The 24,722-nt window shown below is 28.0% G+C and carries 40 protein-coding genes; 23 read left to right on the forward strand and 17 right to left on the reverse strand.

Features of this window, described 5'->3' with window-relative positions; translation table 11 throughout:
* Positions 1-378: 378 nt before the first annotated feature.
* Positions 379-693 (reverse strand): hypothetical protein, encoded by a 315-nt coding sequence (locus tag HA146_RS05040; protein WP_209108494.1) that lies wholly within the window; start codon positions 691-693, stop codon positions 379-381.
* A 192-nt stretch (positions 694-885) separates the two neighbouring features.
* On the opposite strand from HA146_RS05040, the gene HA146_RS09630 reads away from it, so the two are divergent.
* The 5 genes from HA146_RS09630 (at position 886) to HA146_RS05055 (ending at position 2,321) form a co-directional block, all read left to right on the forward strand.
* Positions 886-1,017 carry a hypothetical protein gene (locus tag HA146_RS09630; RefSeq protein WP_257469904.1) on the forward strand — a complete coding sequence of 44 codons (132 nt, stop codon included), beginning with the start codon at positions 886-888 and terminating at the stop codon, positions 1,015-1,017.
* A gap of 114 nt (positions 1,018-1,131) precedes the next feature.
* A complete protein-coding gene (locus HA146_RS05045) occupies positions 1,132-1,281 on the forward strand; it encodes a hypothetical protein (RefSeq protein ID WP_209108495.1) in 150 nt (49 codons plus the stop codon).
* A complete protein-coding gene (locus HA146_RS05050) occupies positions 1,282-1,467 on the forward strand; it encodes a hypothetical protein (RefSeq protein ID WP_209108496.1) in 186 nt (61 codons plus the stop codon).
* A 414-nt stretch (positions 1,468-1,881) separates the two neighbouring features.
* Entirely contained in the window at positions 1,882-2,016 is a 135-nt protein-coding gene (locus HA146_RS09635; protein ID WP_257469905.1) for a hypothetical protein, read from the forward strand.
* A 23-nt stretch (positions 2,017-2,039) separates the two neighbouring features.
* Complete coding sequence (locus HA146_RS05055; RefSeq protein WP_374027178.1) at positions 2,040-2,321, forward strand: hypothetical protein; 282 nt, start codon at positions 2,040-2,042, stop codon at positions 2,319-2,321.
* A gap of 202 nt (positions 2,322-2,523) precedes the next feature.
* Here HA146_RS05055 and HA146_RS05060 read toward each other — a convergent pair whose 3' ends face one another.
* Complete coding sequence (locus tag HA146_RS05060; protein ID WP_209108497.1) at positions 2,524-2,688, reverse strand: hypothetical protein; 165 nt, start codon at positions 2,686-2,688, stop codon at positions 2,524-2,526.
* Between the two features lie 475 nt (positions 2,689-3,163).
* Here HA146_RS05060 and HA146_RS05065 point away from each other — a divergent pair, with 475 nt between their 5' ends.
* Entirely contained in the window at positions 3,164-3,427 is a 264-nt protein-coding gene (locus HA146_RS05065) for a DUF1651 domain-containing protein (RefSeq protein WP_209108498.1), read from the forward strand.
* Between the two features lie 301 nt (positions 3,428-3,728).
* Here HA146_RS05065 and HA146_RS05070 read toward each other — a convergent pair whose 3' ends face one another.
* The 4 genes from HA146_RS05070 to HA146_RS09640 all read right to left on the reverse strand — a co-directional run bounded on the left by HA146_RS05070 (position 3,729) and on the right by HA146_RS09640 (position 6,873).
* Positions 3,729-4,598, reverse strand: coding sequence for a hypothetical protein (locus tag HA146_RS05070; RefSeq protein ID WP_209108499.1), 870 nt, complete (start codon positions 4,596-4,598; stop codon positions 3,729-3,731).
* A gap of 73 nt (positions 4,599-4,671) precedes the next feature.
* A complete protein-coding gene (locus tag HA146_RS05075; RefSeq protein WP_209108500.1) occupies positions 4,672-5,787 on the reverse strand; it encodes an inverse autotransporter beta domain-containing protein in 1,116 nt (371 codons plus the stop codon).
* Between the two features lie 298 nt (positions 5,788-6,085).
* Positions 6,086-6,319, reverse strand: a complete 234-nt coding sequence (locus HA146_RS05080) for a hypothetical protein (RefSeq protein ID WP_209108501.1) — start codon at positions 6,317-6,319, stop codon at positions 6,086-6,088.
* 425 nt (positions 6,320-6,744) lie between these two features.
* The gene (locus HA146_RS09640) at positions 6,745-6,873 is read right to left on the reverse strand and encodes a hypothetical protein (protein WP_257469906.1); all 129 of its coding nucleotides are present in this window, start codon (positions 6,871-6,873) and stop codon (positions 6,745-6,747) included.
* 383 nt (positions 6,874-7,256) lie between these two features.
* Between HA146_RS09640 and HA146_RS05085 the strand changes: the two genes are divergently transcribed.
* The 3 genes from HA146_RS05085 to HA146_RS05095 all read left to right on the forward strand — a co-directional run bounded on the left by HA146_RS05085 (position 7,257) and on the right by HA146_RS05095 (position 9,003).
* Positions 7,257-8,054: a class I SAM-dependent methyltransferase gene (locus HA146_RS05085; RefSeq protein ID WP_209108502.1), complete on the forward strand. Its 798-nt coding sequence runs from the start codon at positions 7,257-7,259 to the stop codon at positions 8,052-8,054.
* Positions 8,055-8,394: 340 nt separating this feature from the next.
* The gene (locus HA146_RS05090) at positions 8,395-8,628 is read left to right on the forward strand and encodes a hypothetical protein (protein WP_209108503.1); all 234 of its coding nucleotides are present in this window, start codon (positions 8,395-8,397) and stop codon (positions 8,626-8,628) included.
* A 237-nt stretch (positions 8,629-8,865) separates the two neighbouring features.
* The gene (locus tag HA146_RS05095; RefSeq protein ID WP_193741377.1) at positions 8,866-9,003 is read left to right on the forward strand and encodes a hypothetical protein; all 138 of its coding nucleotides are present in this window, start codon (positions 8,866-8,868) and stop codon (positions 9,001-9,003) included.
* Positions 9,004-9,401: 398 nt separating this feature from the next.
* Here the strand turns inward: HA146_RS05095 and HA146_RS05100 are convergent, their stop codons facing one another.
* Positions 9,402-10,010 (reverse strand): outer membrane protein, encoded by a 609-nt coding sequence (locus tag HA146_RS05100; RefSeq protein WP_209108504.1) that lies wholly within the window; start codon positions 10,008-10,010, stop codon positions 9,402-9,404.
* A gap of 378 nt (positions 10,011-10,388) precedes the next feature.
* Positions 10,389-10,532 carry a hypothetical protein gene (locus tag HA146_RS05105; protein WP_209108505.1) on the reverse strand — a complete coding sequence of 48 codons (144 nt, stop codon included), beginning with the start codon at positions 10,530-10,532 and terminating at the stop codon, positions 10,389-10,391.
* A 663-nt stretch (positions 10,533-11,195) separates the two neighbouring features.
* Between HA146_RS05105 and petP the strand changes: the two genes are divergently transcribed.
* The 4 genes from petP to HA146_RS05125 all read left to right on the forward strand — a co-directional run bounded on the left by petP (position 11,196) and on the right by HA146_RS05125 (position 14,236).
* Positions 11,196-11,585, forward strand: a complete 390-nt coding sequence (petP, locus tag HA146_RS05110; RefSeq protein ID WP_209108506.1) for a cytochrome b6-f complex subunit PetP — start codon at positions 11,196-11,198, stop codon at positions 11,583-11,585.
* An 80-nt stretch (positions 11,586-11,665) separates the two neighbouring features.
* Positions 11,666-12,661: an ABC transporter ATP-binding protein gene (locus HA146_RS05115; protein WP_209108507.1), complete on the forward strand. Its 996-nt coding sequence runs from the start codon at positions 11,666-11,668 to the stop codon at positions 12,659-12,661.
* Positions 12,651-13,445 (forward strand): ABC transporter permease, encoded by a 795-nt coding sequence (locus HA146_RS05120; protein ID WP_209108508.1) that lies wholly within the window; start codon positions 12,651-12,653, stop codon positions 13,443-13,445. Before HA146_RS05115 ends, HA146_RS05120 begins: the two co-directional genes overlap by 11 nt.
* Positions 13,442-14,236, forward strand: a complete 795-nt coding sequence (locus HA146_RS05125; protein WP_209108509.1) for an ABC transporter permease — start codon at positions 13,442-13,444, stop codon at positions 14,234-14,236. Before HA146_RS05120 ends, HA146_RS05125 begins: the two co-directional genes overlap by 4 nt.
* 3 nt (positions 14,237-14,239) lie before the next feature.
* Here the strand turns inward: HA146_RS05125 and HA146_RS05130 are convergent, their stop codons facing one another.
* The 3 genes from HA146_RS05130 to HA146_RS05140 form a co-directional block, all read right to left on the reverse strand.
* Positions 14,240-14,506, reverse strand: a complete 267-nt coding sequence (locus HA146_RS05130; protein WP_209108510.1) for a hypothetical protein — start codon at positions 14,504-14,506, stop codon at positions 14,240-14,242.
* Positions 14,506-14,733: a hypothetical protein gene (locus HA146_RS05135; protein WP_209108511.1), complete on the reverse strand. Its 228-nt coding sequence runs from the start codon at positions 14,731-14,733 to the stop codon at positions 14,506-14,508. The genes HA146_RS05130 and HA146_RS05135 overlap by 1 nt, the downstream gene beginning before the upstream one ends.
* 441 nt (positions 14,734-15,174) lie before the next feature.
* Positions 15,175-16,008 (reverse strand): sulfite exporter TauE/SafE family protein, encoded by an 834-nt coding sequence (locus tag HA146_RS05140; protein ID WP_209108512.1) that lies wholly within the window; start codon positions 16,006-16,008, stop codon positions 15,175-15,177.
* A 139-nt stretch (positions 16,009-16,147) separates the two neighbouring features.
* On the opposite strand from HA146_RS05140, the gene HA146_RS05145 reads away from it, so the two are divergent.
* Positions 16,148-16,489, forward strand: coding sequence for an HNH endonuclease (locus HA146_RS05145; protein ID WP_209108513.1), 342 nt, complete (start codon positions 16,148-16,150; stop codon positions 16,487-16,489).
* A gap of 299 nt (positions 16,490-16,788) precedes the next feature.
* On the opposite strand, the gene HA146_RS05150 is transcribed toward HA146_RS05145, so the two are convergent.
* Positions 16,789-17,190 carry a hypothetical protein gene (locus tag HA146_RS05150; RefSeq protein WP_209108514.1) on the reverse strand — a complete coding sequence of 134 codons (402 nt, stop codon included), beginning with the start codon at positions 17,188-17,190 and terminating at the stop codon, positions 16,789-16,791.
* Between the two features lie 163 nt (positions 17,191-17,353).
* On the opposite strand from HA146_RS05150, the gene HA146_RS05155 reads away from it, so the two are divergent.
* The 7 genes from HA146_RS05155 (at position 17,354) to rpsU (ending at position 19,942) form a co-directional block, all read left to right on the forward strand.
* The gene (locus tag HA146_RS05155; RefSeq protein ID WP_209108515.1) at positions 17,354-17,575 is read left to right on the forward strand and encodes a hypothetical protein; all 222 of its coding nucleotides are present in this window, start codon (positions 17,354-17,356) and stop codon (positions 17,573-17,575) included.
* Positions 17,576-17,612: 37 nt separating this feature from the next.
* Entirely contained in the window at positions 17,613-17,837 is a 225-nt protein-coding gene (locus tag HA146_RS05160; protein WP_209108516.1) for a hypothetical protein, read from the forward strand.
* Positions 17,838-18,062: 225 nt separating this feature from the next.
* Positions 18,063-18,566: a josephin gene (locus tag HA146_RS05165; RefSeq protein ID WP_209108517.1), complete on the forward strand. Its 504-nt coding sequence runs from the start codon at positions 18,063-18,065 to the stop codon at positions 18,564-18,566.
* A gap of 74 nt (positions 18,567-18,640) precedes the next feature.
* Positions 18,641-18,826: a hypothetical protein gene (locus HA146_RS05170; protein ID WP_209108518.1), complete on the forward strand. Its 186-nt coding sequence runs from the start codon at positions 18,641-18,643 to the stop codon at positions 18,824-18,826.
* A gap of 1 nt (position 18,827) precedes the next feature.
* Positions 18,828-19,223 carry a phosphoribosyltransferase gene (locus HA146_RS05175; RefSeq protein ID WP_209108519.1) on the forward strand — a complete coding sequence of 132 codons (396 nt, stop codon included), beginning with the start codon at positions 18,828-18,830 and terminating at the stop codon, positions 19,221-19,223.
* Entirely contained in the window at positions 19,220-19,678 is a 459-nt protein-coding gene (locus HA146_RS05180; RefSeq protein WP_209108520.1) for a nucleoside 2-deoxyribosyltransferase, read from the forward strand. Before HA146_RS05175 ends, HA146_RS05180 begins: the two co-directional genes overlap by 4 nt.
* 87 nt (positions 19,679-19,765) lie before the next feature.
* Positions 19,766-19,942, forward strand: a complete 177-nt coding sequence (rpsU, locus tag HA146_RS05185) for a 30S ribosomal protein S21 (RefSeq protein WP_002806486.1) — start codon at positions 19,766-19,768, stop codon at positions 19,940-19,942.
* Positions 19,943-20,014: 72 nt separating this feature from the next.
* Here rpsU and HA146_RS05190 read toward each other — a convergent pair whose 3' ends face one another.
* Complete coding sequence (locus HA146_RS05190; protein WP_209108521.1) at positions 20,015-20,320, reverse strand: helix-hairpin-helix domain-containing protein; 306 nt, start codon at positions 20,318-20,320, stop codon at positions 20,015-20,017.
* A gap of 270 nt (positions 20,321-20,590) precedes the next feature.
* On the opposite strand from HA146_RS05190, the gene HA146_RS05195 reads away from it, so the two are divergent.
* Entirely contained in the window at positions 20,591-21,187 is a 597-nt protein-coding gene (locus tag HA146_RS05195) for a uridine kinase family protein (protein WP_209108522.1), read from the forward strand.
* Here HA146_RS05195 and HA146_RS05200 read toward each other — a convergent pair.
* Genes HA146_RS05200 through HA146_RS05210 form a run of 3 tightly spaced genes read right to left on the reverse strand, consistent with a single transcriptional unit; the run spans position 21,181 to position 23,431 of the window.
* On the reverse strand, positions 21,181-22,341 hold the full coding sequence (locus HA146_RS05200) for an NAD(P)-binding protein (protein ID WP_209108523.1): 1,161 nt from the start codon (positions 22,339-22,341) through the stop codon (positions 21,181-21,183). The two genes, HA146_RS05195 and HA146_RS05200, sit on opposite strands and share 7 nt — an antisense overlap.
* A gap of 26 nt (positions 22,342-22,367) precedes the next feature.
* The gene (locus HA146_RS05205) at positions 22,368-23,165 is read right to left on the reverse strand and encodes a hypothetical protein (protein ID WP_209108524.1); all 798 of its coding nucleotides are present in this window, start codon (positions 23,163-23,165) and stop codon (positions 22,368-22,370) included.
* Between the two features lie 32 nt (positions 23,166-23,197).
* Positions 23,198-23,431, reverse strand: coding sequence for a hypothetical protein (locus HA146_RS05210; protein ID WP_209108525.1), 234 nt, complete (start codon positions 23,429-23,431; stop codon positions 23,198-23,200).
* Positions 23,432-23,595: 164 nt separating this feature from the next.
* Between HA146_RS05210 and HA146_RS05215 the strand changes: the two genes are divergently transcribed.
* Positions 23,596-24,000 carry a hypothetical protein gene (locus HA146_RS05215; RefSeq protein ID WP_209108526.1) on the forward strand — a complete coding sequence of 135 codons (405 nt, stop codon included), beginning with the start codon at positions 23,596-23,598 and terminating at the stop codon, positions 23,998-24,000.
* 21 nt (positions 24,001-24,021) lie between these two features.
* Here the strand turns inward: HA146_RS05215 and HA146_RS05220 are convergent, their stop codons facing one another.
* Positions 24,022-24,702 carry a peptidase E gene (locus tag HA146_RS05220; protein ID WP_209108527.1) on the reverse strand — a complete coding sequence of 227 codons (681 nt, stop codon included), beginning with the start codon at positions 24,700-24,702 and terminating at the stop codon, positions 24,022-24,024.
* Positions 24,703-24,722 lie beyond the last annotated feature (20 nt).

The raw sequence follows: 24,722 nt of genomic DNA on the forward strand, positions 1-24,722 counted from the left end.
CTCACCAACCGACTAAAAAAGATGTACGGTTTGATATACAAACATATACGGATAGAGGACCAACAATTAAATATGAAAATGGATAAAATGCAAAAGACTAATTTGAAAAAAAAATAATAATATTTGTATTATTTATCTACCTCTTAAAACCTTTTTATTATTCAAGATTTGAGCTTATTAACTAATGCGACTTTAAGATTAATAACCAATATTATTTTTATGATCGGTTATGTAAATAATTTAATTCAAAACAAGGTTTGCAGTTTAATTTAATGGCTTTAAAAGTAATAAAGCAATATTCTAAGTTACTTTAAAGCTTCTTTTTCAAAATCTTCAAATGCTATGTGACATATTTTTATCTCACACTCTTGCGATTAGTTAATCTCTTTTCATATCTTTCTTTTTTTTCTTTTTCTTATCTTTCTTTTTTTTCTTTACTTTTTCAAAAACCTCATCTGCTTTTTCTTCAATATTATCAAGCTTATTGGATAGTTTCTTTATCGCTTTTGCTTTGTCTTCTTTAACTAAAGTTTCTTTTGCCTCAATTACTTTAACTGAATCTTCTTTAACTAAAGTTTCTTTTAAGGTTTCCTTTTTAACTTCAAACTTTCCTTTAATGAAATTAGCTATAAAAATAAGAACAGGAATATGTGCTATACCACCTATTACAATTTTTGTTTCTGAATAAGCCATTTATTTATAAGTTAATAAGATTTGGAGTATTTAAGCATGCTTAGGCCTATTTTTTTATTTAGATTTGTTACTAGAACTCAGTCATATCAATAGCTTCAGTATATTTGCTTATTGATAATAATAAATTTAGAGAGTTATATTCATTATCGGAATTTGTATTTGGTTTATTCTTAGATGATTAGTTTTCTGAAAATGCTTAAAAGAAAAATAGATATTTATAAAGCAGAGACTCAATTAATATTTATCTTGGAGAATTATGAATGGGATGTTGATATCAAGGATTATGAAAAAGAAAGGTCAAAATGTAGAGACTTTAATCCTTGAAATGCTTAATACTTGCAGCATTTTTCCTATGAAAAAAAATTCTAGAAAATTACAATTAATTAGAGAAAACTCCTATGGTTGCTATGCTTATTGGCAGATGGAAATTAAGTACTAATGAAGGAATTACACGAAAATACTATTGATCAAATAAGAACTCTTCTTAGGTATTTGAGTGAAACAGATCTATTGAAAAATAAAGATATTCTTATGTGTTTAGATGTTATAGCGAGGGAGTATGGAGGAGAAGTTATAGATAAGAATTAAATGGCGAATCCAGATCAAAAAACAATATTGCTAGAACAAGTTTATGACGAAATTAAAGTCATATGCACCAAGTTCCAACACGAATCTGGAGCTACAGATATGGAAATAAAAACTCTACTAAGAGAACTTGCTAGGGTTTGGGAAAATAATATTGATGACGATTACGACATAGATTGGGAAGTCTAAATAACTATTTTCTACATTGTTTTAGTTAGAGATTCTGATTTAAGTAATAATAGCTATAGAGATTCTTATGCAGAAAACACTTGCTAATTTCTTCTACTGGTTATTGATGAAGATAGCTGAAAGTTACTATGGTGAATAGAGAAAAAAATAAGAAGAAGTTCACTATACTTGTAATTCTTTAAATTAACTATTCCATAAATAATTAAGAAGATTTACTCTTTTTGAAAACTAAGAGTACTTCTAACTTTGTAGTAGAAATATAATAAGGAGATAATTATCGAAGTTCTTCAATTAACACTTAGCGTCTCAGGTTTAATTAGTATCATATTATTTTTATTTCTTTCTTCAGATAAAGCAAATACCAAGAATTTAAATTTAAAAGAAAATTATTAATCTATTATACAAGGAAAAAACTTGGCACAAAGTAGATCAAATTTTTTAGATTTATCAATACTTTTAGCGCTCCTTTTCCAATATGGGGCTAGTTCAAATATTTATAAAGGCTTGCAAATATTGATCGTAGCGACAGAATTAGAAACTGCGACCTAGAACTTTTGGAGGTGTGAGAATTATTGATTGACAGTAGATCTAAAATTGGAGCAATAAAACCATATTTTTTATTATTTATGTTGAGAAAAAAAGAAAAACAAACTTTATCAAGACTCTTTCTTTTGGGTGTTGGTGCCCCAATTGGGCTTGATCGCTTCTACGAAGGAGATGTAACAGGTGGATTCTTAGCAATTTTGGGCTTTCTTTTCGCTTTGATAACAGTGGTGGGTTTGTTGGTATGGATCTTTCCGTTTATTTCTAAAACTTTTCGTTTGCTAAGAGAATTTGAAGATGCAGAAGACTAAATTAAACGCTTAATGATCTCCCTGCTGGCTTCTTTCGCTTTACCTACTGCTATCAATACTGATTTTGCTCCTGCAGATTTAAATCCAGAACAGAGGTGAAAAGCAAATCGATAGCGAGATTGGACATTAAATTAACCTCATTTAATTTTTTATAAATCCATAACGGCAAATTATATATTTAATAGAGTTTAAATTCTTATTTTTATCGATCGAAATCCTTTGGTAATGGTCTCAGCTCACAACTGTCAACGCATTCTTCTAAAGAGTTTTCAGAATTAATCTTTAGTTCGCAACTACGAAGACAATCATAAAAGGCATACTTAGGGTCTAATTCATTTTTGAAGTGTTTATTTCTAAATGTATTCATGGTTAAACCCCTTTCGCTTTTTGTTTTCAAGTTGATTAATTAATTCGTCTAACCAAATGGTGTTATTAATGTTTTTTGCTTTTTTGAAGTATTTCGTTTTATATGTACTCATTAAGTTAAACCTCAATCAGTTGATCTAACATAAATGTGATGGTCTAAATTTCCTAGAGCAAAAATACTGATTATGAAAATAATGAAATATTTAAAATTCGATAGTAGAAAAAAAACTGTGAAAAATAAATTTTTTTTAAATGAATTCTAAATCCGTTATTTATATATAAGGTTAAATTTTTCACTGGTTTAATTTTTCTCATTGTATATATAGAGAAATAAGGAGTAATTTTTATGAAATTTTTACAGGAGCTTTGGCAGAATCATCATGACCCATACCATGCAATTCTTGGTATTGGAGGAGTAATAGTATTGTTGGTAATTTATAATCGATTACTCAATAAATATCAGTAGTATTTTTTAAATGAATAGAGACTCTAGAAAGGTAACTGAAGAAGCATGGTTAATATGTCCTAACTGGACTGAGGTAAGACGTTTTACAAAGAATAAGAATAATAAGGATAAGTTTTTTGAGTATATGTTTATTGATAGTGGGATAGTTGTTGGATCAAGTGGAGAAGCTCCACCGCTTATGAAAACAAGAAAAGAAATAAAAATAGATGAAGCTAGGAAGGAGTATCAACAATTAATTACTGCAGGTTGGCAAGTTACTGAGCCAAGATGGTAAGCCCCTGAGGGGTATCTTAGAGGATTATAGCTACCCTTACATCTACCCCTTGGGTCATGAGACTAGTAGACAATAAAAAAGCGCGTATGGGTAACTCGCTAGTATGAATTGGTTTTTAAGAGTCGGGGAGACAGGATTTGAACCTGCGACCTAGTGCTCCCAATGCATTTGCGCCGATAAGGCTATAAATGAGACTTATAGTCATATCAGGGCTTTTAAGAAATAAAGTATGGTCTAATTCGGAATAATTAGCCTTATTTTGGGTGCATTTTGGGTGCCTAAATATTTAAGTTTAGAAATATTAGAAAGTATTGAAAACTGGTTTAAATGGAGCTGAACCAAAATCCTCTGGGACTCCTGAATTTGTAAAAGCTATTCCATATCCACCATCTGAAACTTGAAGTTCAACTTCCACCCCATTTACTCCATCATTAATAACAACAGGAGAACCCGAATTAGTCTCAAATACACCTACTAATCTTGTTACTGAAGAAGCATTAGCGGCCCTTGTTAGACTGCTATCAGTAAGTAGTGCTGAAACTTTCCCACCTGTCGGCATATTCTCAGGACCAAAGTCGGGCTCAAAACTTTCATCAAAAGAATCCAACTCTTCTGTATGATCAACTGCTGTACAACCTACTGATGAATTTACTCCTCCATCATTTGTTGAACAATAAACAGAGCCGTCAAGTGATATTGATCCTCTCAATCCAAATTCATTCAAAATAGTAATATAAGCATGCGTATAAGTTGCATTGGCTGGTCTAGTTGAAGCTGATGGCAATGGGACTGTTTTGCCTGCCAGATCAGCTGTAGATCCACTAGTAGAGACCATTGTTACTTCACAATTATCTTTACTAAATGTCTTAGGGGTTCCAGAGATAGGATTTTGAGTGCATAATCCCATCTCATAAATGACAATCTCAAATTTGTCAGGTGAACCTAGACAATAATAATTAAAACTACTTAAAGCTGATGCAGTTTGGGTATTATTTTCGGAAAAAATATTTTTCTGTAAAGTAGTCTGAGTTAATTTATCTTTGCAAAGAGCTGGGGATGAAGCTTTAGCAGAATTTGTATTGGTTGTTAATCCCAATAATGCTGCTCCAATAGCAACTGAACTAGAGGCACTTATGAATCTTTGTTGAAATGATTTTCTGAATTTTTTCATTATGGGTTCTAGATTTTTTAGTTTTAAAGGGTTGAAAAATTAAAAATTGAAAGAAATTGTAAACTCAAAATAATCAATTTCCTTTGGCTCTATTTTGGAATGTTCCAGATGATCTTTCTAAAAGAACATCAAATTTACGTTTTACTGGTTGAGTCATTTGAGTAATCATATTTTTCTTATAATTTGATTTCTCAAACTTCACAGGACTTCCAGTGATATTCATTCTTAATCCAAAGAAAGTCTCATCTGTTCCAGGTAGAGAAGTATTCACAGTTGTTGATGCTGCAGAAATTTCATTAGAGACGTAAGCTTCTAAACCGATGTGAGGAGTTGCCTGCCAACTTACTGATCCTTCTAGTCCAGAATTATCTTGGGTATTTTTGTAATCCCAGTTAAATCCTCTTACAAAAAAAGCAAGTTCAGGATTATTTGGAAGTCTGTAGCCTAGTTCCACATCCCATCCTGGTACTACTCTCTCTTTGTAAGAAACACCTTTTATAGTTACGTCCTTTTCATCAGTTATTGACATATACCAGTTATTCCTAAATTCAAAATCTTTCCAGAAGTATTCTCCACCTAATCCAAGTCTGCTATGGGCATCACTATAATCTGTCATTCTGTAATCCCAGAACGCATTAGCTCCAACCATAGAAATATCATTGGGACGATTTCTAATCCCTAACCCAAGGTTAATGGTGGAACCATCTGCATTTGTAGCAGTAGCAAATCTTGCTTGAGAGAAGGCAAGAGTCTTTAAATCACCCTCATCATCTTTTGCAAGTTCACTAAGTTTCATCAAACTATTTATTGAGAAGCTTGTATCTGATTCCGTTCCGCCTGAAATATTTACAGAAGTTTGAGCAAAAAATGGAATTTTCTGTATCTCACCATTTGCTTTTGCATTTGCAAAATTAAATCCAGCGTCAACTAATAATCTATTGAGATCATTCGCCATGATGCTCGTATATTCACTGCCTTCTGCACCATCATTCATTAATGGAACAAATTTGGTTGAATAAGTTGCTCCATTAATTATGTATTCATCTAGTTTGTCTTTTGGTTGATATTTATTTTGTTCACTTGCAACTTCATTAAGTTTGATATTCTTAAATTCATATTCATTAGCTTCAACTGAAGTTAATGGGATAAAAGCAAATGAGGTAAGGGAAAGTAACTTTAATAATTTCAATGATAAAAATTAAATCATACTTAAAATAACAAATCTTTTTTAAAAAAATATTAATTAATTCTTTAAAAAAAGAATATATGGTTGCATTTTGGGTGCAACCTTTTTTGGTTGTAATTTATTATTAGCTGAGACTTACTGCTATAACTGATTTGAGCGATACGATTTGAACGTACGACCTAGTGCTTTTGCAAAACTTATCACAAACAGAAGATTTGGTTACCGTTGAGGATTTTGATTATTGGTATGCTGAACCTGCTATTATTCTTCAACATTTAAAAAGTTCAATATTGAAAAATAACTAATTTTCTATACCACCCGCTACTTTTCGTTCCGCAAGTCGTTTTTTTAGTATTGCATAAGCTTCTGAAGCCCATTCTCGAGGTACTCGTAAATCATCTAAATAAACATCTAACTTCTCTCTAAGTGATTTGCCTATTTTAAATACTTCTTCAAATCCCAAATAAATTACTAAAAGCACCTTCGTTATGTTTACTGCAACAGCTGCTATCTTTTCAATTCTTTGATCTTGCATTTGAACTTATTCAAGTCAACTAAAATTACCAGTTCTAAGAGATTATGCAAATGTTTTTGAGATAATATATTTGAAATTGGATTTAAAGATAATATATTCCGTAATAGATAAAAAGAATTTCTACTTTTAAATCCTAGAGCTTTTGTGGCCTCGCTAATTGTGCATTGCATAGTAAATAAACGTGAAATTTTAAATAAAATACCTATTTCAACGGTATTATATTTAGCAAATTACACTTTTAAAAAAATGATGAGACTTGCTATCGTATTCTTACCAGTAGTTTTTGCACTTATATGGGTTCTTTTCATTGGGTTAAGAATAAATAAAGTAGAAACTAGAGATGGAAATAGAAAATTAATTAATTACTAAAAACTTAATTATTAATTGTTTGATAAAGAAGAAGCACTTACGGAATTAAATGCTTACTAGCTCTTTCTGCCGAACTTAATCATTGCGGCAGGGAACCCAACAGTCAAAACAACTCCAATAAAAATAATCAAAATCCCTATTGGAGAAAAAATATCAACACCTTGTCCAGTTTGTGCGAAGAGCATTTTTCTTACTTGGAAAGTTTCAAAAAACATTATATATAAGCAGAAAACTAGGCACAACTATATATACAAACTACATAACTCTTGCTACCTTTCGCAATATGAGACTAAGTGATATATTTATAAACCATTGCTATAACTGATCGGAGCGACAGGATTAGAACCTGCGATCTAGTGCACCCAAAGCACTTAATGGCCCTAGTGCAACACTAGGTTTTCAAGCTATAACTATTTTTTGCTTATTTCTGCGTAGTTTGCCTGGTTAAAACAAGAAACATTTGTCCACTTTTAATGGTGATGTTAGAGTAATTAATGTTTGAAATTTTAAATTGAAAATTTATCAAGAAAATTTATATCCTTTTTTAAAATCATCAAAAAATTTTTTAATGCGTTCAAAAACCTTTAAAAAATTCTACAATTATCAAAGCAGAAAAAAAATAACTAATTCATATTATTCAAATAAAATTAATTTAATTAAAAATTGGCTCTGGAAAGATACTGAAAAAGAAAATTTCTATTATGACTTGGAGAAATCAAATATCGAACATATGATTCATATGATTTCTGTTGTTCTAAAAAAAGATTTTGAAAATTTATATTCTTATGTACAAGAATTAAGAGATGATTCGAATTTACAAAGACATTTAATCAAGGCTCATAAAGAAAGTAATTATCCAAAAGATACAAAAATTGAATATGGGAGAAGAATTGGTTGGTATGTTTTCGCAAGGGCTATAAAACCTAGATTAATTATTGAAACAGGAGTTCATAATGGTGTTGGTGCTTGCATTTTATCTGCTGCATTAATGCGAAATAATAGTGAAGGATTTACTGGAAGGTATATTGGCACAGAAATAGATAAGAACATGGGACAATTTCTAAAAGGTTCTTATAAAGAATTTGGAAGTATTTCTTATGGTGATTCGATAGAAACTCTCAAAGGAATTGATGAGGAAATCGATCTTTTTATAAATGATAGTGACCATAGTAGTAATTATGAATTTCTTGAATATCAGGCAATTTCTAACAAGCTTTCCGATAGCGCAGTAATACTTGGAGATAATTCTCATGTTACTAATTCACTAATGCAATTTTCAAAAGAAACCAAAAGAGAATTTTTATTCTTTCAAGAAAAGCCTTTAGAACATTGGTACCCAGGAGCTGGAATTGGGATATCTTTTTAGTCATTTGTCCACAATCTGTCCACTTTTTTTTGGACAAATATAGATGAAGATGAAGATTATTTTTACGCTTCGATGGGATATTAAATTTTCATGAAAATTAAATAGGTTTTTTATTTTCAACTAATAATTATTAGCAGTTGAAAGATAGGTAGACCTTAAACCTACAGAATTTTGGAACGGATTCTGTATAATTAATATACATTTATGCACTATTACTTCTGCTCAATGTATCGTAATGAACATATTCTTCTCTATAAATTACAAATAATATGATCCCAAAAATATTGGGCTAGATATATTTTTTACGTCTGGTAATTTTAATGAAATTAGATAAGTCCAAATGCCAGAAAAAACAGTTGAAAAGACAGCAGCTTTTGCAGTAACCATAAGTAAGTTGGCTGTAATAATTTATCTAGGCTTCGTAGAAGTATTTAAAATTGGCAAATTAATTAGAGAGAAGTTAGAAGCTTATTTTGATGAATTACGATTATCTAGAGAATGGGCTATGGAAGCTTATGCAATACTAAAAAAAAGACTAAAGGAACAAAAAGTAGCTGGCGTTATAGAAAATTAGTTACCAATAAAATTCTTACTAGTTTCTTCCAAGAAGTTTGCTTGTGTTTCATTCATGCTCATGATGTTTATATACCCTCGGCCTATACTTAATTATTGATTGACAGTCGGTTTACTTTAGCTGATTAAAACTAGAGAACTCTGGAATAATAGATATTTAGATTATTTCTTTTTTTATATATATAGGTATATTTCCTCTAAAATTCTGTATGATTGCAAGAAATTTGTTTTTTAATCAATGGATTTATTAACTACAATCACTATAGGTGGTTTCAATCCCTCTGCAGCTGCCGTTGGAGGTGCTTTTATGGGTCTTTTTGCCCTTATATGGATTATACTTGGACCAAACTTTAGTAAACTTGATACAGATCAATAAATTTTTTTATAGATTTGAATTAAAAGACTCATTAGAGTCTTTTTTTTGTATGAAATTCTATTAATTTTTTATTATTTGAATCACTAGTTTATTTATAGAAAATGAATATTAAATTACATGACCTTCCTTAAAAGTAAAAAGAAAAATTTAAAGAGAACTTAAACTTCACTTAAATTAAATAATAAAATGTATATATATTTCGAGATTTTTTTGTATAAAAAAGTTAAAAATTAACTTATGTTTATTCTTGAGAAGTCAAGAGATGCGGTAAAAAGAATCGGTAAATAAAAAGTAAAACAACATTTGTCCATGATTTGTCAAAAAAAAGAGGGATTTATTTGCCCTCAATTTTTGAATTTAATAAATTGTTTTTTAGAAATAAATGCTTATTTAAATTATTAAAGCTTATATCTTAATCCTAAAGATACCCCTGTCATTCCACAATCTTCAAACTCTAAAGTTCCAATTGTAAAGTCATCAAAAGCTTGGCCCCAAACCTCTCCATAAATATCTAGGTCTTCAGTAGCTTCATAATTAACACCAGCTTTAATCTTGAATGTGGTGATATTGTCATCATCAACTACGACTGAAACGCTTCCAATTGTTTGAGCAAGCTCAACTTCGATAGTAGATTGGCCAAATCCTGCACTTACGTAAGGTTGCCATTTTTTGTCAGCTCTCCAGTCATATGCTCCTGAAACCATCCATGTACTAACATCTACACCAATATCTGTAGAAACTCCTTGAACGGTAGTTAAATCTGTATTTGTTGCATTGTAGGTAAATTCTGTACGAAATTTTCCAAAATCGTATCCAATTCCAAACTCTCCAGAAAAACCTGAATCAAATTCAAAATCTCCACCGCCTAGACTTGCAGCAATATCAATGTCTGCCATTTGTCCAGCACCAATTGAACCTACAAAATAAGTTCCTTTTTCTTCTGCACCTACAGGTGTGAATGAGGCTAATGATGCTAATGCAAGTGATGTAATACTTTTTTTCAACATAAGTAGATTTAAATCTTATTAAGATTACACCCAAATAATTTTTCAAAGGATTGATTTAGACAGAATTTGTATTGTCATTATTTCCTGAATGCTCCTTAATTTGCCCCTTTTGCTTATGAACAGTTTTATTCAATAAAAACTTCCACATAATGGATTTTATTAGATAAGCAATGAAAAACAGAAAGTTTGCAACTGAAAGATTGCATTAAGATTATAGAAAAATGTACAAAACTCACATATTTACTTAACTAACCTTGCAGTTTCTTGGTAGGTCGATTATAGACTTTTTTATTTTTCTTTCTTTTTGATCTCTTATAAACCGCTAAACACAATAATAATACTAAAGGAATAAGTAAACCTTCTATAAATAAAGGCAAATTAATCATAGACTGGAACTAATGGTAAAGCTCTTCTCTTTTCAGCCTCTTTATAAAGAAAATACAAAAAATAACCTCTAGTAACTGTTATGCAAGCGGTTAGGAATGCTACAGCGACACATATAGGGCAATGTGGAAATCCCATAATTAAAGTTTATTTTTAATTATATTGTTGAGAATCTAGTAATATCAATAGGCAGAAATACTAAAAAGTCTGATATGACTAGCATCTAGTCACAAATATATACATTCAATATAGTTCGATATAAAGGCATAAAAAGCTACTTTTGCGAATTACCTTAGTATTTTTCATCGTACTAAAAGAGCTTGATAAAGCTATTAGATATCCTTTTGCATGGAAAATTTAAAATCTACTCTCACTATTAGACCAATAACGATAAAGAATATTCCAATGTAAGAGTTCAAAGATAGTTCCAAAATATTTATATAAGTTTCTATGAAAATATTAGCTTATAAATCATTTCTGATAAATAGTCTAATAAAAAAAGTTTTTTAAAAACAACAGAATCTTCACCCTTTTCCATATTAAATAAGTTATTAAAGTAAAGTAAAATCTATTAATTTATAAATTCATGCAGAATATATTACAGCGTGATCTTGGTTCAAATATGCTATCAATAGCAATTATTTTAGGATCGTTAGGGTTGTTTTTTGTCTTCTTGAGAATAGTAACAGTTTCACTAAAGAAAATCCTTGAAGCGATATTCAAAAAATAAATTTATAAAATAAATAAATAATTTAGGACAAGTCACATAATACACATATCACTAGGTATAATAACCTAAAAATGTTAATTTTAGATAAGACTAAAATAGGAAATTCAGTTCAAGTAAATCTTGAACAATCAAAGGATAGACTTACTAAGGATATTATTGATGCTATAAATATTTCCTCGGTGGCTAAAATTAGTGACTTCAAAATAACTGATGGTAAAAGTATTGGAGTAGTCCTGCAATTATCTAATGGAAAAGAGCAATGGTTTTTTGAAGATGAAATTGATCTCCTCGATGAAAATGGTAATGTAATAAATAAAACTACCGACACAAAAAAGAATAATATTTTGATGTTTGATGTTTTAAGAGGATTAAAGTATGAAAATACAATTAAGATTTCCAAGTTGATAAATCCAATTAATTTTTTTCTCTGGTTAGTTGTATCCTTTAAAGATATTATTTAAATCATTAAAAAGTTTTTCTAAAATAGAGATAATTTAATAAATAAATCAAATAAAAACTTTATAAAATTTAAAATTAAAAAATGTCAGAAAATATTATTGATGTAAGAAATTTATCTAAGTCATTTGATATTTCTTCCAAAGAACCAGGCTTACAAGGAACAATTAAACATTTTTTTAAAAGGCAAACAAAAAGTCTAAAGGTTATAAAAGATATAAGTTTTGAAATCAAGGAAGGTGAAATAGTAGGTTTTCTAGGTGCTAATGGAGCCGGGAAAACAACAATTTTAAAAATGCTTTGTGGATTAATTTATCCAAGTGAAGGTTCAATTTTAGTTTCAGGCTACTTACCGTATAGAAGAAAAGATAATTTTCTAAAGAATATAACCTTAATAATGGGTCAAAAACAACAACTTATTTGGGATCTTCCACCAATTGAATCATTTTATTTAAATGCATCTATATATGACTTAGATAAGTACGAAGCAAAAAGAAGGATAAAAAAATTATCCTATATGCTTGAAATTGATGATGAACTATTCATACCTGTTAGAAAATTATCTCTAGGTCAGCGAATGAAAGCAGAACTACTAGCATCTTTAATCCATGAACCAAATATTTTATTTTTAGACGAGCCAACACTCGGTTTAGATATTAATGCACAGAGTAATTTAAGAAAGTTTCTTCAAAAATATAATAAGGAAACTAATGCAACGATATGCCTAACAAGTCATTATATGAAAGATATTACATCGCTATGTAAGAGGGTTATATGTATTCACAAAGGATCCATCTCATATGATGGAAAACTCGACCAATTATTAAAAAAACTATCTCCTGTTAAGGAAATAATAATAGTTTGCCGTTCAGAAGAAGATTCAAATAAATTAGCGCGCTTAGGATTCACTGTTAAAAGTCAAACACAGAATGAACTCACTATAAAAGTTGAAAATAAATCTATTACTTCTGCACTTAAAACCATCCTAAATAAGTTTAATATTGAAGATCTTTATATAAATGAACCTCCTATAGATGAAATTATTGGAAAAATATTAATTAAAAAAGATTATGATATCTAATTTGTTTAACAAAAAAATGTTCACCTTATTAAAGGTCCAATATTCAAACATGTTGGAATATAGGGTAGAGATTGCATTATGGGCAATCTCAGGGATTATTCCTTTATTCATGTTAAACATATGGACAAACAATAACCTTAACGAGTCCATAAACATAAGTGATGTTATGCTTTCTAGGTATTTCTTATGTGCTTTTTTTGTAAGACAGTTTTCAGTAGTTTGGGTTGTATTTAGTTTTGAAGAAGATTCTCTTTTAGGGAAATTATCTCCTTATCTAATCCAACCTTTAAATCCATTTTTCAGATATTTTGCCCAACATCTTGCGGAACAAATAACAAGATTTCCTTTTGCAATAATAATCGCTATCTTCTTTTTTATATTCAAACCGGAAAGTATATGGGTTCCAAATTTGAGTATTATATTATTATCTACAATATCGACTTTCTTATCTTTCTTAATTCAATTTTTAATTCAGTCAATTGTTGCATGTTTATGTTTCTGGACAGAAAAGGCTTCTTCAATTGAAAGATTATTATTTATCCCAACTTTATTTCTGTCAGGTCTTTTAGCGCCAGTAGTTTCATTTCCCGAATATATTAAATCTTGGATTTATATAACTCCTTTTCCATATCTAATCGACTTTCCTGCAAACTTACTCTCAGGTAACTCAACAAATATTTTTGGAGGATTTAGTATGCAAATCCTATGGATTCTTTTACTTTTCCCAATATTTAAGAAAATATGGTTCGAAGGAACTAAAAAATATACTGCTATGGGATCATGAACCTAAGAAAATATTTACAAGTTTATACAAAATTTTTACAAACTTCTTTGGCTTCTGAATTGGAGTACAAGACAAATATATTAATTGATTTATTAACAGCAATTTTAAGTCTAATAGGGAGTATTTTTTTATTATCTATTTTCTTTCAAAACAATGGCATTATTGGAGGCTGGGAATTTCGACAAGTACTAATAATTCAAGGTATCTATACAATTTTGAATGGAATAACTAATACATGGTTCAATCCAAATCTTACAGAAATAGTTAAACACATAAGAGAAGGAACATTAGATTTCGTACTTTTAAAACCTATCGATAGTCAATTTTTCATCTCATTAAAAAAAATAAATCCATCTGGCTTTTTAGAAATAATGCTAGGTTTTTGTTTATTATTATTTTGCATCAGAATAAATCAAATAAATTTAAATTTAAGTTTCCTGACTTTATCTTTGATTACAATAATCTGCTCAATTTTAATTTTATATAGTTTATGGTTTTTAATTTCTACAACTACTATTTGGTTTGTGAAGACATGGAATGCCACCGAAGTACTAAGATCCTTCCTTTATATTGGAAGATTTCCATTGAATTCATTTTCATTTTCTCTAAGAATATTTTTTAGTGTTTTCATTCCTATTGCATTTATAACGTCAATCCCTTCTGAAGTTTTCCTAGGTCATACTCAATTATGGAAAATATTGCTGGAAGTTGTTGTTGCAATTGTATTTCTTATTACTTCTAGGAAGTTCTGGTTATTTGGATTGAGATTCTATTCATCAGCTTCTAGCTAATTATTATTTAAGAACCTCCCTACAAAACTCCCAAATTCTTTGTTTACTTTTTAGTTTAGAAATCCTAGATAGTTTATGAAAGTTAGTTTTAGATTTTTCAACAGATAAAAGCCTACAGTTATAGTAAACTTGATAATTTCTAGAAATAATTCCTAATTTGAGTGCTATATCACAAATGGGGATTATTAGAGCCAGAATAAAAAGGATACCTAAAACTTGCGAAAATGACTTTGAATAATTTTCATTTTCAGTTTTTAATTCAAACTTCATTATTTAACTATATGCTGAGGGCACTTAATTGCAGCAATAGCAACAGCTGCAACTTTAAAATTTTCTGACTTCTCAATAACCTTTTTAACCTCTAATGGTCCAAATTTGTTACTGGCATCACTGTAAGAAAGAAGTAAAGATTTATAATTATCGTGACCTATATTTCTATATTCACAGAAATTATCTCCAACATAGTTCAAAAGAGTAAGTAATGTTAATTCAATCATTAAATCTTTTTAACTAAGCTAGTTCATAAGAATAATACAATGAATGACATTTTTAACAAGTTTCATTAGTAATAAAAATTGAAATCATGAAATAACAAGTTCGATCATGAGGTAAAAATTAAAAAATTATTTCAGAATTAAAATACTCACACATATAAGAACTTGCATGGCACTATCTGTAGTGTTCAACAACAACTAAAGATGCACTACAGATAGGGGGTTGCAATTTTCAGGAAATTGGTTTAAAAATAAGGTTCCCCATCACCCGGCCCCACACATGTGAGGCCTTTTTTTATATTCTATTAAGAAGGTATCAGATAAAGGTATTGTTTAATACAACGAGTTATTTATTAAAATATAGGATAGTAAATAAAGGTAAAAATGACTCTATCTTTATTAACTTTTACAGCTGTTTTTGGTCTTTTTTTGACCACAACAATATTAGTATTCACATTTAATTAACATACAAAAACTCAGTATAGATTTAATAAACAAACTGATACCAACTGAAAGACAAACTATTGTAAAAGTTTTTTTTATTAATTTATTTCCTTTTAATTTTGATAAATGAGCTCCGAAATATCCTCCTGTAAAAGAACCAACTACTAATAATAGTAATATATTTGAAGGAACTGACCCTATTTTACTCAAAATTATTGCTCCAGTAAAATTCCAAAAAATTCCAACAGTAAAGAATGTCAAACTTATAGCACGTAGAAAATCCATTCCAAAAGTTTTTATTAAAAGTATTGTTACTAGCAATCCAGTTCCTGAAGAAATAGAACCATTCAAAATACCTATTAGGAAAATTAAAATTAAAAATCTAATTTCATGAATTAAATTAAGTTCATTATTCCCAGATGACAAACCTAAATCTGATTTAAAAAATGAGTAAAAAGCTAATAAAATTGAAATTATTCCTAAAATTAAGTATAAATATTGTTCTGAGATAAATTCAACTATAGAGGCGCCAAAAATAACTCCAGGCAATCCAAAAATTAAGATTTTCCAAGCAACATAAATATCATTTTTTAGAGATTTGTAATTTCTTAATGAACCGCCTAGTCCTAATGCTACTGTGGCAAATTTATGACTAGCAAGAGCCTGATAATAAGGAACTCCAGATAAAATTAATGCTGGCAATTGTAGTAAGCCTGCTCCACCTCCAGAAATTGCTGAAAACGCATTAGAAATGAAGGATATAAAAAATATAGTGACACTTTTATAGAAAGGATAGTCAAGGCTATTTACTAAAGTTGTTAATAAATAAAGCATTAAATCTAATTTCTAATTTTTTAGTAATTAAGTCCTATTATTTTAAGAATAAAAATACTACTTACATAATCTTATCTTCTCTTATTCAATCAAAGTTTAATAAAAACTGTTAATATCAAAAATATTTATCAAGAATATTATGCATAAACAAGATGCAATTTACCTTGATCAGCTATGTCCCAAGATAAGTAATAAAAGTTGGAGAGAATCACTTTATAAGTTTACTAACTATAAATGCATTTATTGCGGTAAACCATCAGAATCACTTGATCACCTTCATCCAATATCAAAAGGGGGTACAAGCATTAAAAGTAATTGCGTCCCATGTTGTTTGTCATGTAATGGTAAGAAATCAGATTCGGAAGTTCTTAGTTGGTACAGAAAACAAATTTTTTATGATCCTAGAAGGGCTATGGCAATACGAGCATGGTTTAATGATGATTTAAGAATAGCGTCAGTTCTTTTGAACTACTTAAATTAAAAAAATAAATCATGAATTGATTAAGATTGCTAAAAAATAGTTTATATCATGTGTAAATTTAAATTCATATTTTGGCAAATAATATTGAATTATATTTAAATTATTCTATTGCCTCCAGAATTTATTCTATAGCTTCTGAAATTAGCAATTTTGGAATAATCATCTTTCCATATTATTGGCGAATCTATAATCTTTCTCTCGGGAGATTTAACTGAAAAAATTAAGCCAAAAACTAAAATAATAGTAATCAAAATTATAGTCATTACTAATTTGTCTGAAATATTTCTCATTAGTTTAATCTATCTAGAAAATTTTTTGTCAGGAGTACTTTTTTCGTAAATTTCCAGAAAGTATGCTTTAAAATAATCAACTCCCTCCTTTCCAATTAATCCGAATGACCATCCACAATCATTTACTACCTTTAATGAAATTTGATTTGCCAAGTCATCTTTCTCAATCCATTTTTTTTGTGGATTGTATGAAAAAGATATAATATTTTCCGTTTTTAATATAGAAGACTTCATAGCTTCGTCTTTAGAAAAACCATTTTTAATAGCTTTACAATATTTGCTCGAGAAATTATTAGAGATTCTATTTTGAAGAAAACTGACACTAGGGTCTGATGTATTATATGCAAACCCAATTGAAGGACTGAATAAAGAAACTATTAAAAGAAATAAACCAAAAAATAACTTTAACAATCGCTAAATAAAATAATATCTAATTAAAATTTTAGTTTTTTTTTGTTTCCATTTCAATCAAATCTCATAAATCTTGAAAACTAAATAAATTTCAATTTATTAAAAATTAATAGTATTGCAGTAAGTTCAGTAATAAGATTCAGAGGTTTAATTGACTATGTATATGAACGAATCATTGATGACATTGCTATTTTTCCCTGATTGGGTAAACGGGCTACCTTCAGACTTTTTAATACTTCATTTTTTCGTTGGAGCTGTTATTTTCCCATTTAACATGATTCATGCGAAAGCAAGAAAAATTGACAGTCAGAATCCACAGGAAGTAGCTAATGGATATAAAAATTCAGATACTACTTCATTCTTTGGTTACGAAGAAATCAATTAGACTAAAAATAAAAATTATTTAAGGAATTACTTAATTGATGTTAATTTCCCTAAATAAAGCTATAGATGTAAAAATTTTTAGTCCTAATGAACCTATAGGGATATCAATTCTTTTTTTAGGGTTATTATTTACTAGTATGATTTTATATATTATTTATGCTGTAAGCATTAATAAAGAATCACTAGAAGATAAAAAGATAAGAACAAAAAAAGAGTATATGCAACAAGAGAAAATAAGAAAATTATTCCCTAAGAAAAAATAAATTTAATTGTTTTATTTCTACTAAGGAATATGTTTATATTGTTTATTATCAAATCAGTAGGATCCAAAAACATTAGTTTCAGCTCTCTCAAGTCAAACATTATTCTCTAAAACCTTATTTTAACAAATAATTTTTTTTACGAGAAATTAAAATTGTGATTGGTAAATCAATAAATATTTTCATAACTGGTAAAAAATGTTAAAAATAAAGAAATGATTTTAAATTTTGAAGAATTCACCTCAATATCTATTTCTTGCTAGTGGAGTAAAGAAAGGAGAAGGGTTTTGGGTTGTGGGAGTCAAAAATTGTGATGAAAATATTCTTGAAGATAAACTCCTTTTAGATTGCCATAGAAAAGAATTAATAGGAAATGAATCAGCAAAAGATATTCTTTTTGCTATTAATTTAAACATAAATAATTTATTCAATGAATTAAGAAATAAAAATTATTTAATTGAAAGACCTTCGATGGGAATCCCTTTTGATATCCCACTAGATCTCTTAGTAAGTATTTTTGATTTTTGGTTAGATATTTATAAAAATCAAGAAGCCTGGGAAACATGCATAGGTCTTCTTAAGGTTAGAAAAAGAATTTCCCTTACAAACCTAATTAAAAGCGAAAGTTTAAAGGGTAACTCTAAAAAGTGGGCTATAAAAGTTGAAAATTTACATACATATGTACCAAATTCTCAGAGGATTGAAAAGATAAATGAGCCTATGTGGAAATAATTTTATCATTATTAAATTAATATATTTACTTCGCATGATATTTAAGTAAAAATAAAATTATTTATTAATTAAAAATGAATAATCCATATTCTTTTAGTAATGATCAAATGAACGGAATTGTAGAAGATACTTTCGCCAACATAATAAAAGAATGTGAAAATTTAAAAAAAAACACTAATTGCCCAAATGAGCAAGTAGTAGCACTTTTAAGTGTAATTGCATCAAATTTCGCTACTACAACTAAGAAAAGCGAAAATTAAGATGATTAGTTATTTTACCTGGAACGATTTTGACAATAGCGTAAAACACATAGCTAATAAATGTAATCTTTTAGAATTTTCTGGAGTGTATGGAATTCCTCGTGGTGGTTTATGTCTTGCTGTAGCACTAAGTCATAAATTAAAAATAAATTTAATTTCAGAACCAATAAAAAATTCTCTAATAGTTGATGATGTATATGAAACTGGTATTACTTTAAACAACTTCAAAGATATTGAGGGGGCAATGTTTTTTGTATTATTTAGTAAAATCAAACCTACATGGTGGAATACTGTACATATATCAAATGAAAAGGAATGGATAATATTCCCATGGGAAAATGCCTCAAATTTTCACAGTGACCGAAACAACTACATCAAAAAAAGAGGTTTAAGTTGAAAAAGAAATTATATCTAGCAAATCCATATGGATTTTCAAAACAAACTAATAAACTCTTATATGAATTTATTAATATTTTCAATGATTTAAATATAGAAGTTTATGAACCTTTTGAGAGGACGAAAAACATAATGCAAAAAGAGGGTGACTGGGCGTATGACCTAGCAATAAATAATTTCAATGATTTAAAAAAATGTGATTGCATTTTTGCGATTGTTAATGGAACACCTCCAGATGAAGGTGTAATGATTGAATTAGGTATTGCAATTGCTATGAGAAAGAAAATCTTTTTATTTAGGGATGATTTTAGAAATTGTTCTGATAGCAATAAATACCCATTAAATCTCATGCTATTTCTTGGACTTCCTAGAAATAATTGGAAAAAGTTTTATTTTGAATCCTTAGAAGAGATAAAGAGTAATAAAAAAGGATTTGTGGAGTGGGCAAAAAAATAACCTAAATAACCTCAAAACCCTTTAGTTATGGTTTTAAATAAGTAACAACTCTGATAGAATGTTAGAATATAATTTATTTAGAAAATTTTGACACAAGTTACAGTAGGAGAGAATGAGGGAATTGAATCTGCCCTTAGAAGATTTAAAAGACAAGTATCTAAATCGGGAATCTTTGCAGATTTAAAAAGACTTAGGCATCATGAAACTCCTATTGAAAAATATAAAAGAAAGCTCCAACAAAGAAGAAAAGCAAGAAGAAGATAATTTTTCCCAATTAAAAAATAAATTTATAACAATTTTTTATTTTTAAGATTACTTATAGATTCAAAAATATTATTATTTTAGCTTTTTAAGCTTTTTAATTAGATTTATTCCAACACCTGATACAGCAAGAAGATCTTTTTCATCTGCGGCAATTACATCCTTTGTTGTTTTAAATCCAGCTGCATACAAAGCCTTAGCACTTTTAGCTCCAACCCCTGGAAGAGTAGTTAAGTTTTCAATATTTTTCTTTGCATTAGATGTTTTTGCTTTTGTTTTTGTAGACTTGGTTAATTTTTTTTCTTTCTTTAAGGCAGTTTCAGTTGATACTTTACTTTTAAATAAGATAGATTTTAGTTTACTTAGAAATTCAGAAATCATTGCAATATATAGGTATTAAAATTAAGACTTCATTTAATATTATCAAATTCCGAAGGAAATTAATAACAAAACTATAGTTAATTGAATGAAATTAATTTATTTACATTTATATAAAGACACATATTTTATATTTATGCAAGCTCATAAACAACTGCAACCTTTTAAAATTACTATTAGATTTTTGATAAAAGAAGAAAAATGTACTTTCTTAAATTAAAAATATTTACTATTAGTAAAATTAGAGTCTTAATAAAAAGCAAAGCATAGAAAATGAAGCTTATATTTGTAAGTGGTCCTTCCGGAAGCGGGAAAACAACCTTATCAAATCAAATAATTGTAAAAATTAAAAATGGTACTGTATTACGTACTGACAATTACTATAAAACAGGTCTACAAAGTAAATTACTATCAAAATTCATAGAAGGTTATTTCGACAGAAGCATTAGTTTTAACTACAAACTATTTAAAAAAGATTTTAATTATATTCTTAAGAATGGCATTTCAATTAATGAGCGTTTTTATGATTTCGAAAAAAAAAAAGTAAATAATTACTTAAACGAAACAAATAATATAAATTTTTTAATAGTTGAAGGTATTTTTGCTAAAGAATTCTCAAGTACATTATGTAATCAAAATTATTATTTTTTAGAATTAAAAATCAATAAAAATGAGTGTATGAAAAGAGTTGTTAAAAGAGATATAAAAGAAAGGGGGAAGGCAAAAGAACAAGCTGAGAAAGATTTCTTAAAATCATGGGATATTTATCATGAGAAATTGAAAAATAAAAATTTTAAAAATAAAGCAAATGAATTAAATATCTCAAAAAACACTAATATAGATCAATTACTTAAAAAGTTATTTCAATGAGTTTTAAATTTTCCCTCTAATAATAAAGCACTTAAAATTGAGCCTTCCATCCTGCCAAAACCTTCTCCTTCAAACCAATCCCCGCAAAATCCAATTCTATATTTTTTAATAAATTGTAAAGATAATGGTACGGTGCATCCAGAAGGTTGTGAAGCTCTCCACTTCATAATAGAGATTTCCTCATTAAAAGTTAATTGATTTACTGATGTATTATTACTAAACAATTTATTGAAATTTGAAAATATTATTTGTTTAAAAAAATCTTCATCTTTTGCATTTATATAAGAATTAATAAAATCTATATTTTTTGTATGTACTACAATTCCTAATTTGTCATTATCTTGTAACTGAAAAATAACACGTTCAAATTTATATTTATTCTCCAGACTTTTATTTAAATAAAAATACCTATATTTTTTAGAATAAAAATCTTTATAACCATAATTTGCATTTGTATAAATTAAAAAAGTTAACCTACTAATAAATGATTGCTTATCTAAAAAAGTCAAAAGCAAATCAATCTTTTTATCTTTATTTTTAGGAATAGCTTTTCTTAATGGAATTTGATTTATGTTCAATAGTTCCAGAGACCTTTTATGAAGTAATAAATTAGTTGAACAAATAAGATATTTAGATTTTAATTTATCTCCATTCTTAGAGGTTAAAGTCCATTCATTATTATTAAACGTCAAATCAACTATTAAAGTTTCAAAAAAATAATCAATCTTACCACTTAAATCATGCAATTCAATTATCTTTTGCGATAATTTACTCATAGAAAATGAAGAAAGATAACTCTCCCCGCTATAAAATTGAGATTGATTAATAATTTCTGATTTAGTTTCATCCCCTAAAATAATTAATTCTGAATCGTCAATTTTAATAAATTTATTTTCTAATAATTCATCAATGTAATTTTTTAATAGAAGATTATCTTTACTGTTCCTTATATTAAAATTTGGAGCACCATGGTTTAGTTTCCATCCTTTAAATCTTTTACTTATTCTTGTACTTGCTCTTCCTCCAAGTTTTCGACCTACCTCAATTAATGCAATTGTTTTTGTAATGTTATTTTGAAGATACTTTGAAGCGAAAACACATGCAGATATCCCCCCCCCTATTATTAATAAGTCGTATGAAAAATTATTTTTCATGATTCTTAAATTGGTTGATATTATCTTTAATTTGCAAGGAAGTTATAAACAGAATTAAGTTTTTCAGATGATGCAAAATCAGTTTCAATTACAGGCGTAATATTATTATTTTTATAAAAACCAACTAGATCTATTGTAAAATCGTAAAAACAATTTAAAGAATTCAAACACTTTTCTGATATATAAACACCTTTCCAAGGACGAAATCTAAACCTCGCTATAAATTGTTTTGAAGGAATTAATAAACTTCCAAATAGATTTATTTTTTCATATTTTGCCAATTTTTTAAGATAAATCAGTTCATTCTGAAGTACTTTAATATCTGTACCATATTGAAACCAAATTGAATTTATTAATCCCGAAGAAATTTTCCTCTCGAATCTTTCTCTTTCTGAAGACACATTATAATATTTCTTCAAGTATGGATTATAAGCTATACCTAATTTAACTTTTAAATTCTTTTCTTTTTTTATATTACTTAAAACATTAATTGAATCAAAGTTTTTTTTCTTACTAGAGCCTGAAACAAGAAGAATTTCATAATTTCTATTTGAATTAGAATTTTTTAAAAAATCTAAAAAATCATCATATGATTTTTCTTTGTTTTTAGAATATTGATGATAAAGACTATAGTGATAAGTTACATTAAATTCTTTAAAGTTCTTAGATATATATTTGATAGTTGAATTAAATAATGCTTTCTTAATAGGTCCCTTACAAGGAATATTAATATTTTTTATTTTATTAAATTTGCAGAAATTAAGTTTATTTTCTAGCTGAGAAATATTTTTAAATGACAATTCAAACCTTAAATTATCAATCATAAATTAATACATAAAATTTATACTTAAATATTCTAACGGAAACATGCATCTGCTATCATTCTTATTTTTGAGGGCATATTTTTATCTTTACTCTTAATTAAATAACTGGGAGAAACCTCTAATACTGCTTTTAGCGAGATTTTATCTTCTTTTGATTTTGCGATAATATCATTAAAACATTTCCAGTTCTTTGAAATTACTATCCCAGGCCAGGATAAATAAAGACCTGCAAATATCCCAGAAAATAGAAAGATTAAAGATCGCATATTTAAAATATTTAATATGCTTAAATAATATTTATAAAAAACAAAGTTACAAGTTTAAAAGGAAAAAGTTAATTAATTTCTTCTTGTTTTAGCAAATCATCTAACTATAAAAGATTTTGATGAACTTGAGAGGTTAGAATATCAAAAATGTATTTTTTAAGAATATGGCAAGTCAAGATTATCTAATTGCAATAGCATTAATAGAGCAAAACCTTGTTAGAGCAATGCCTCTTGGAGGGAAAGAAATTAAAGAGAATTTAGATGAACCAGAAAATTTCAAGAAACTTGGAGAAGAGGTTATTTTAAATCTTCTACTTAGAGTTTTTCAAAGGAGTGATGAAGGTGCATTAAAAAGATCCTCTGAAGATAAAGGGTTAATATTGGTTCATATGCATCCTAAAAGGATGCAGAAAGAACTTCCATTTATTAAATCTGAATGGATAAGAGATGGGGATACACAACAATTCTTAAAATACCTTGGCAATCTTTCCAAAGAGATATGGACTGCATCATTTGTAAAGTACAAAGGGATTGAATTTACTTCCATCTCAAAAAATGAAGAAATCTAAAACATATTTATAAATATTTTTTTAAAGGATTTCTTTCTTTAAATTATTATTTTCCTTAGAGACTCTAAAACATTTCTTACCATTACCAAAATCTATTGAAGAATATTCAAAATTATTTTTGATATGCAACGCACAATTGCCTTCAATACAAATACAAGATTTAATAATTTCTCTTTTAATAACATCATTAACGTAAGGTTCCCTCTCTTTTTCTTCATCGAAATGAGGACAAGCAATATCATTAATTATTCCAAGACAATTTATTATGTTCAATTCATTAGCAAAAGAATCCGATATACCTTTATCAAACCAACAAATAGCTCCAGCACTTACACCACTCATTACAATTCCTTTTTCATAAGCAATTTGTAAAATATTATGTAAATTCCATTCTTTCCATACTGCCAACATACTTTTTGTATTACCACCGCCAACATAAATTATATCTTGACTTAAAACTATCTCCTCTAAGTTTTCTGTTCTTGAGAAAAAATCAATATGGCTTGTTATGCAACCTAATTTAGAAAATGCTCTATAAAAATTTAATTTATACAAGCTACTGTCTCCAGATGCTGTGGGTATGAAGCAAATTTTTGGTCTTTTTTTACTAATTAATGAAATTATATATTTTTCAATTTCAAGAGAGCCTAAAGAACGTCCAAACCCTCCTCCCCCTATTGCGACTATATTTTTACTATGCATATTAAATAATAGATTTGTTT

It is taken from the genome of Prochlorococcus marinus CUG1416 (assembly GCF_017695965.1).
Classification (GTDB): Bacteria; Cyanobacteriota; Cyanobacteriia; order PCC-6307; family Cyanobiaceae; genus Prochlorococcus_A.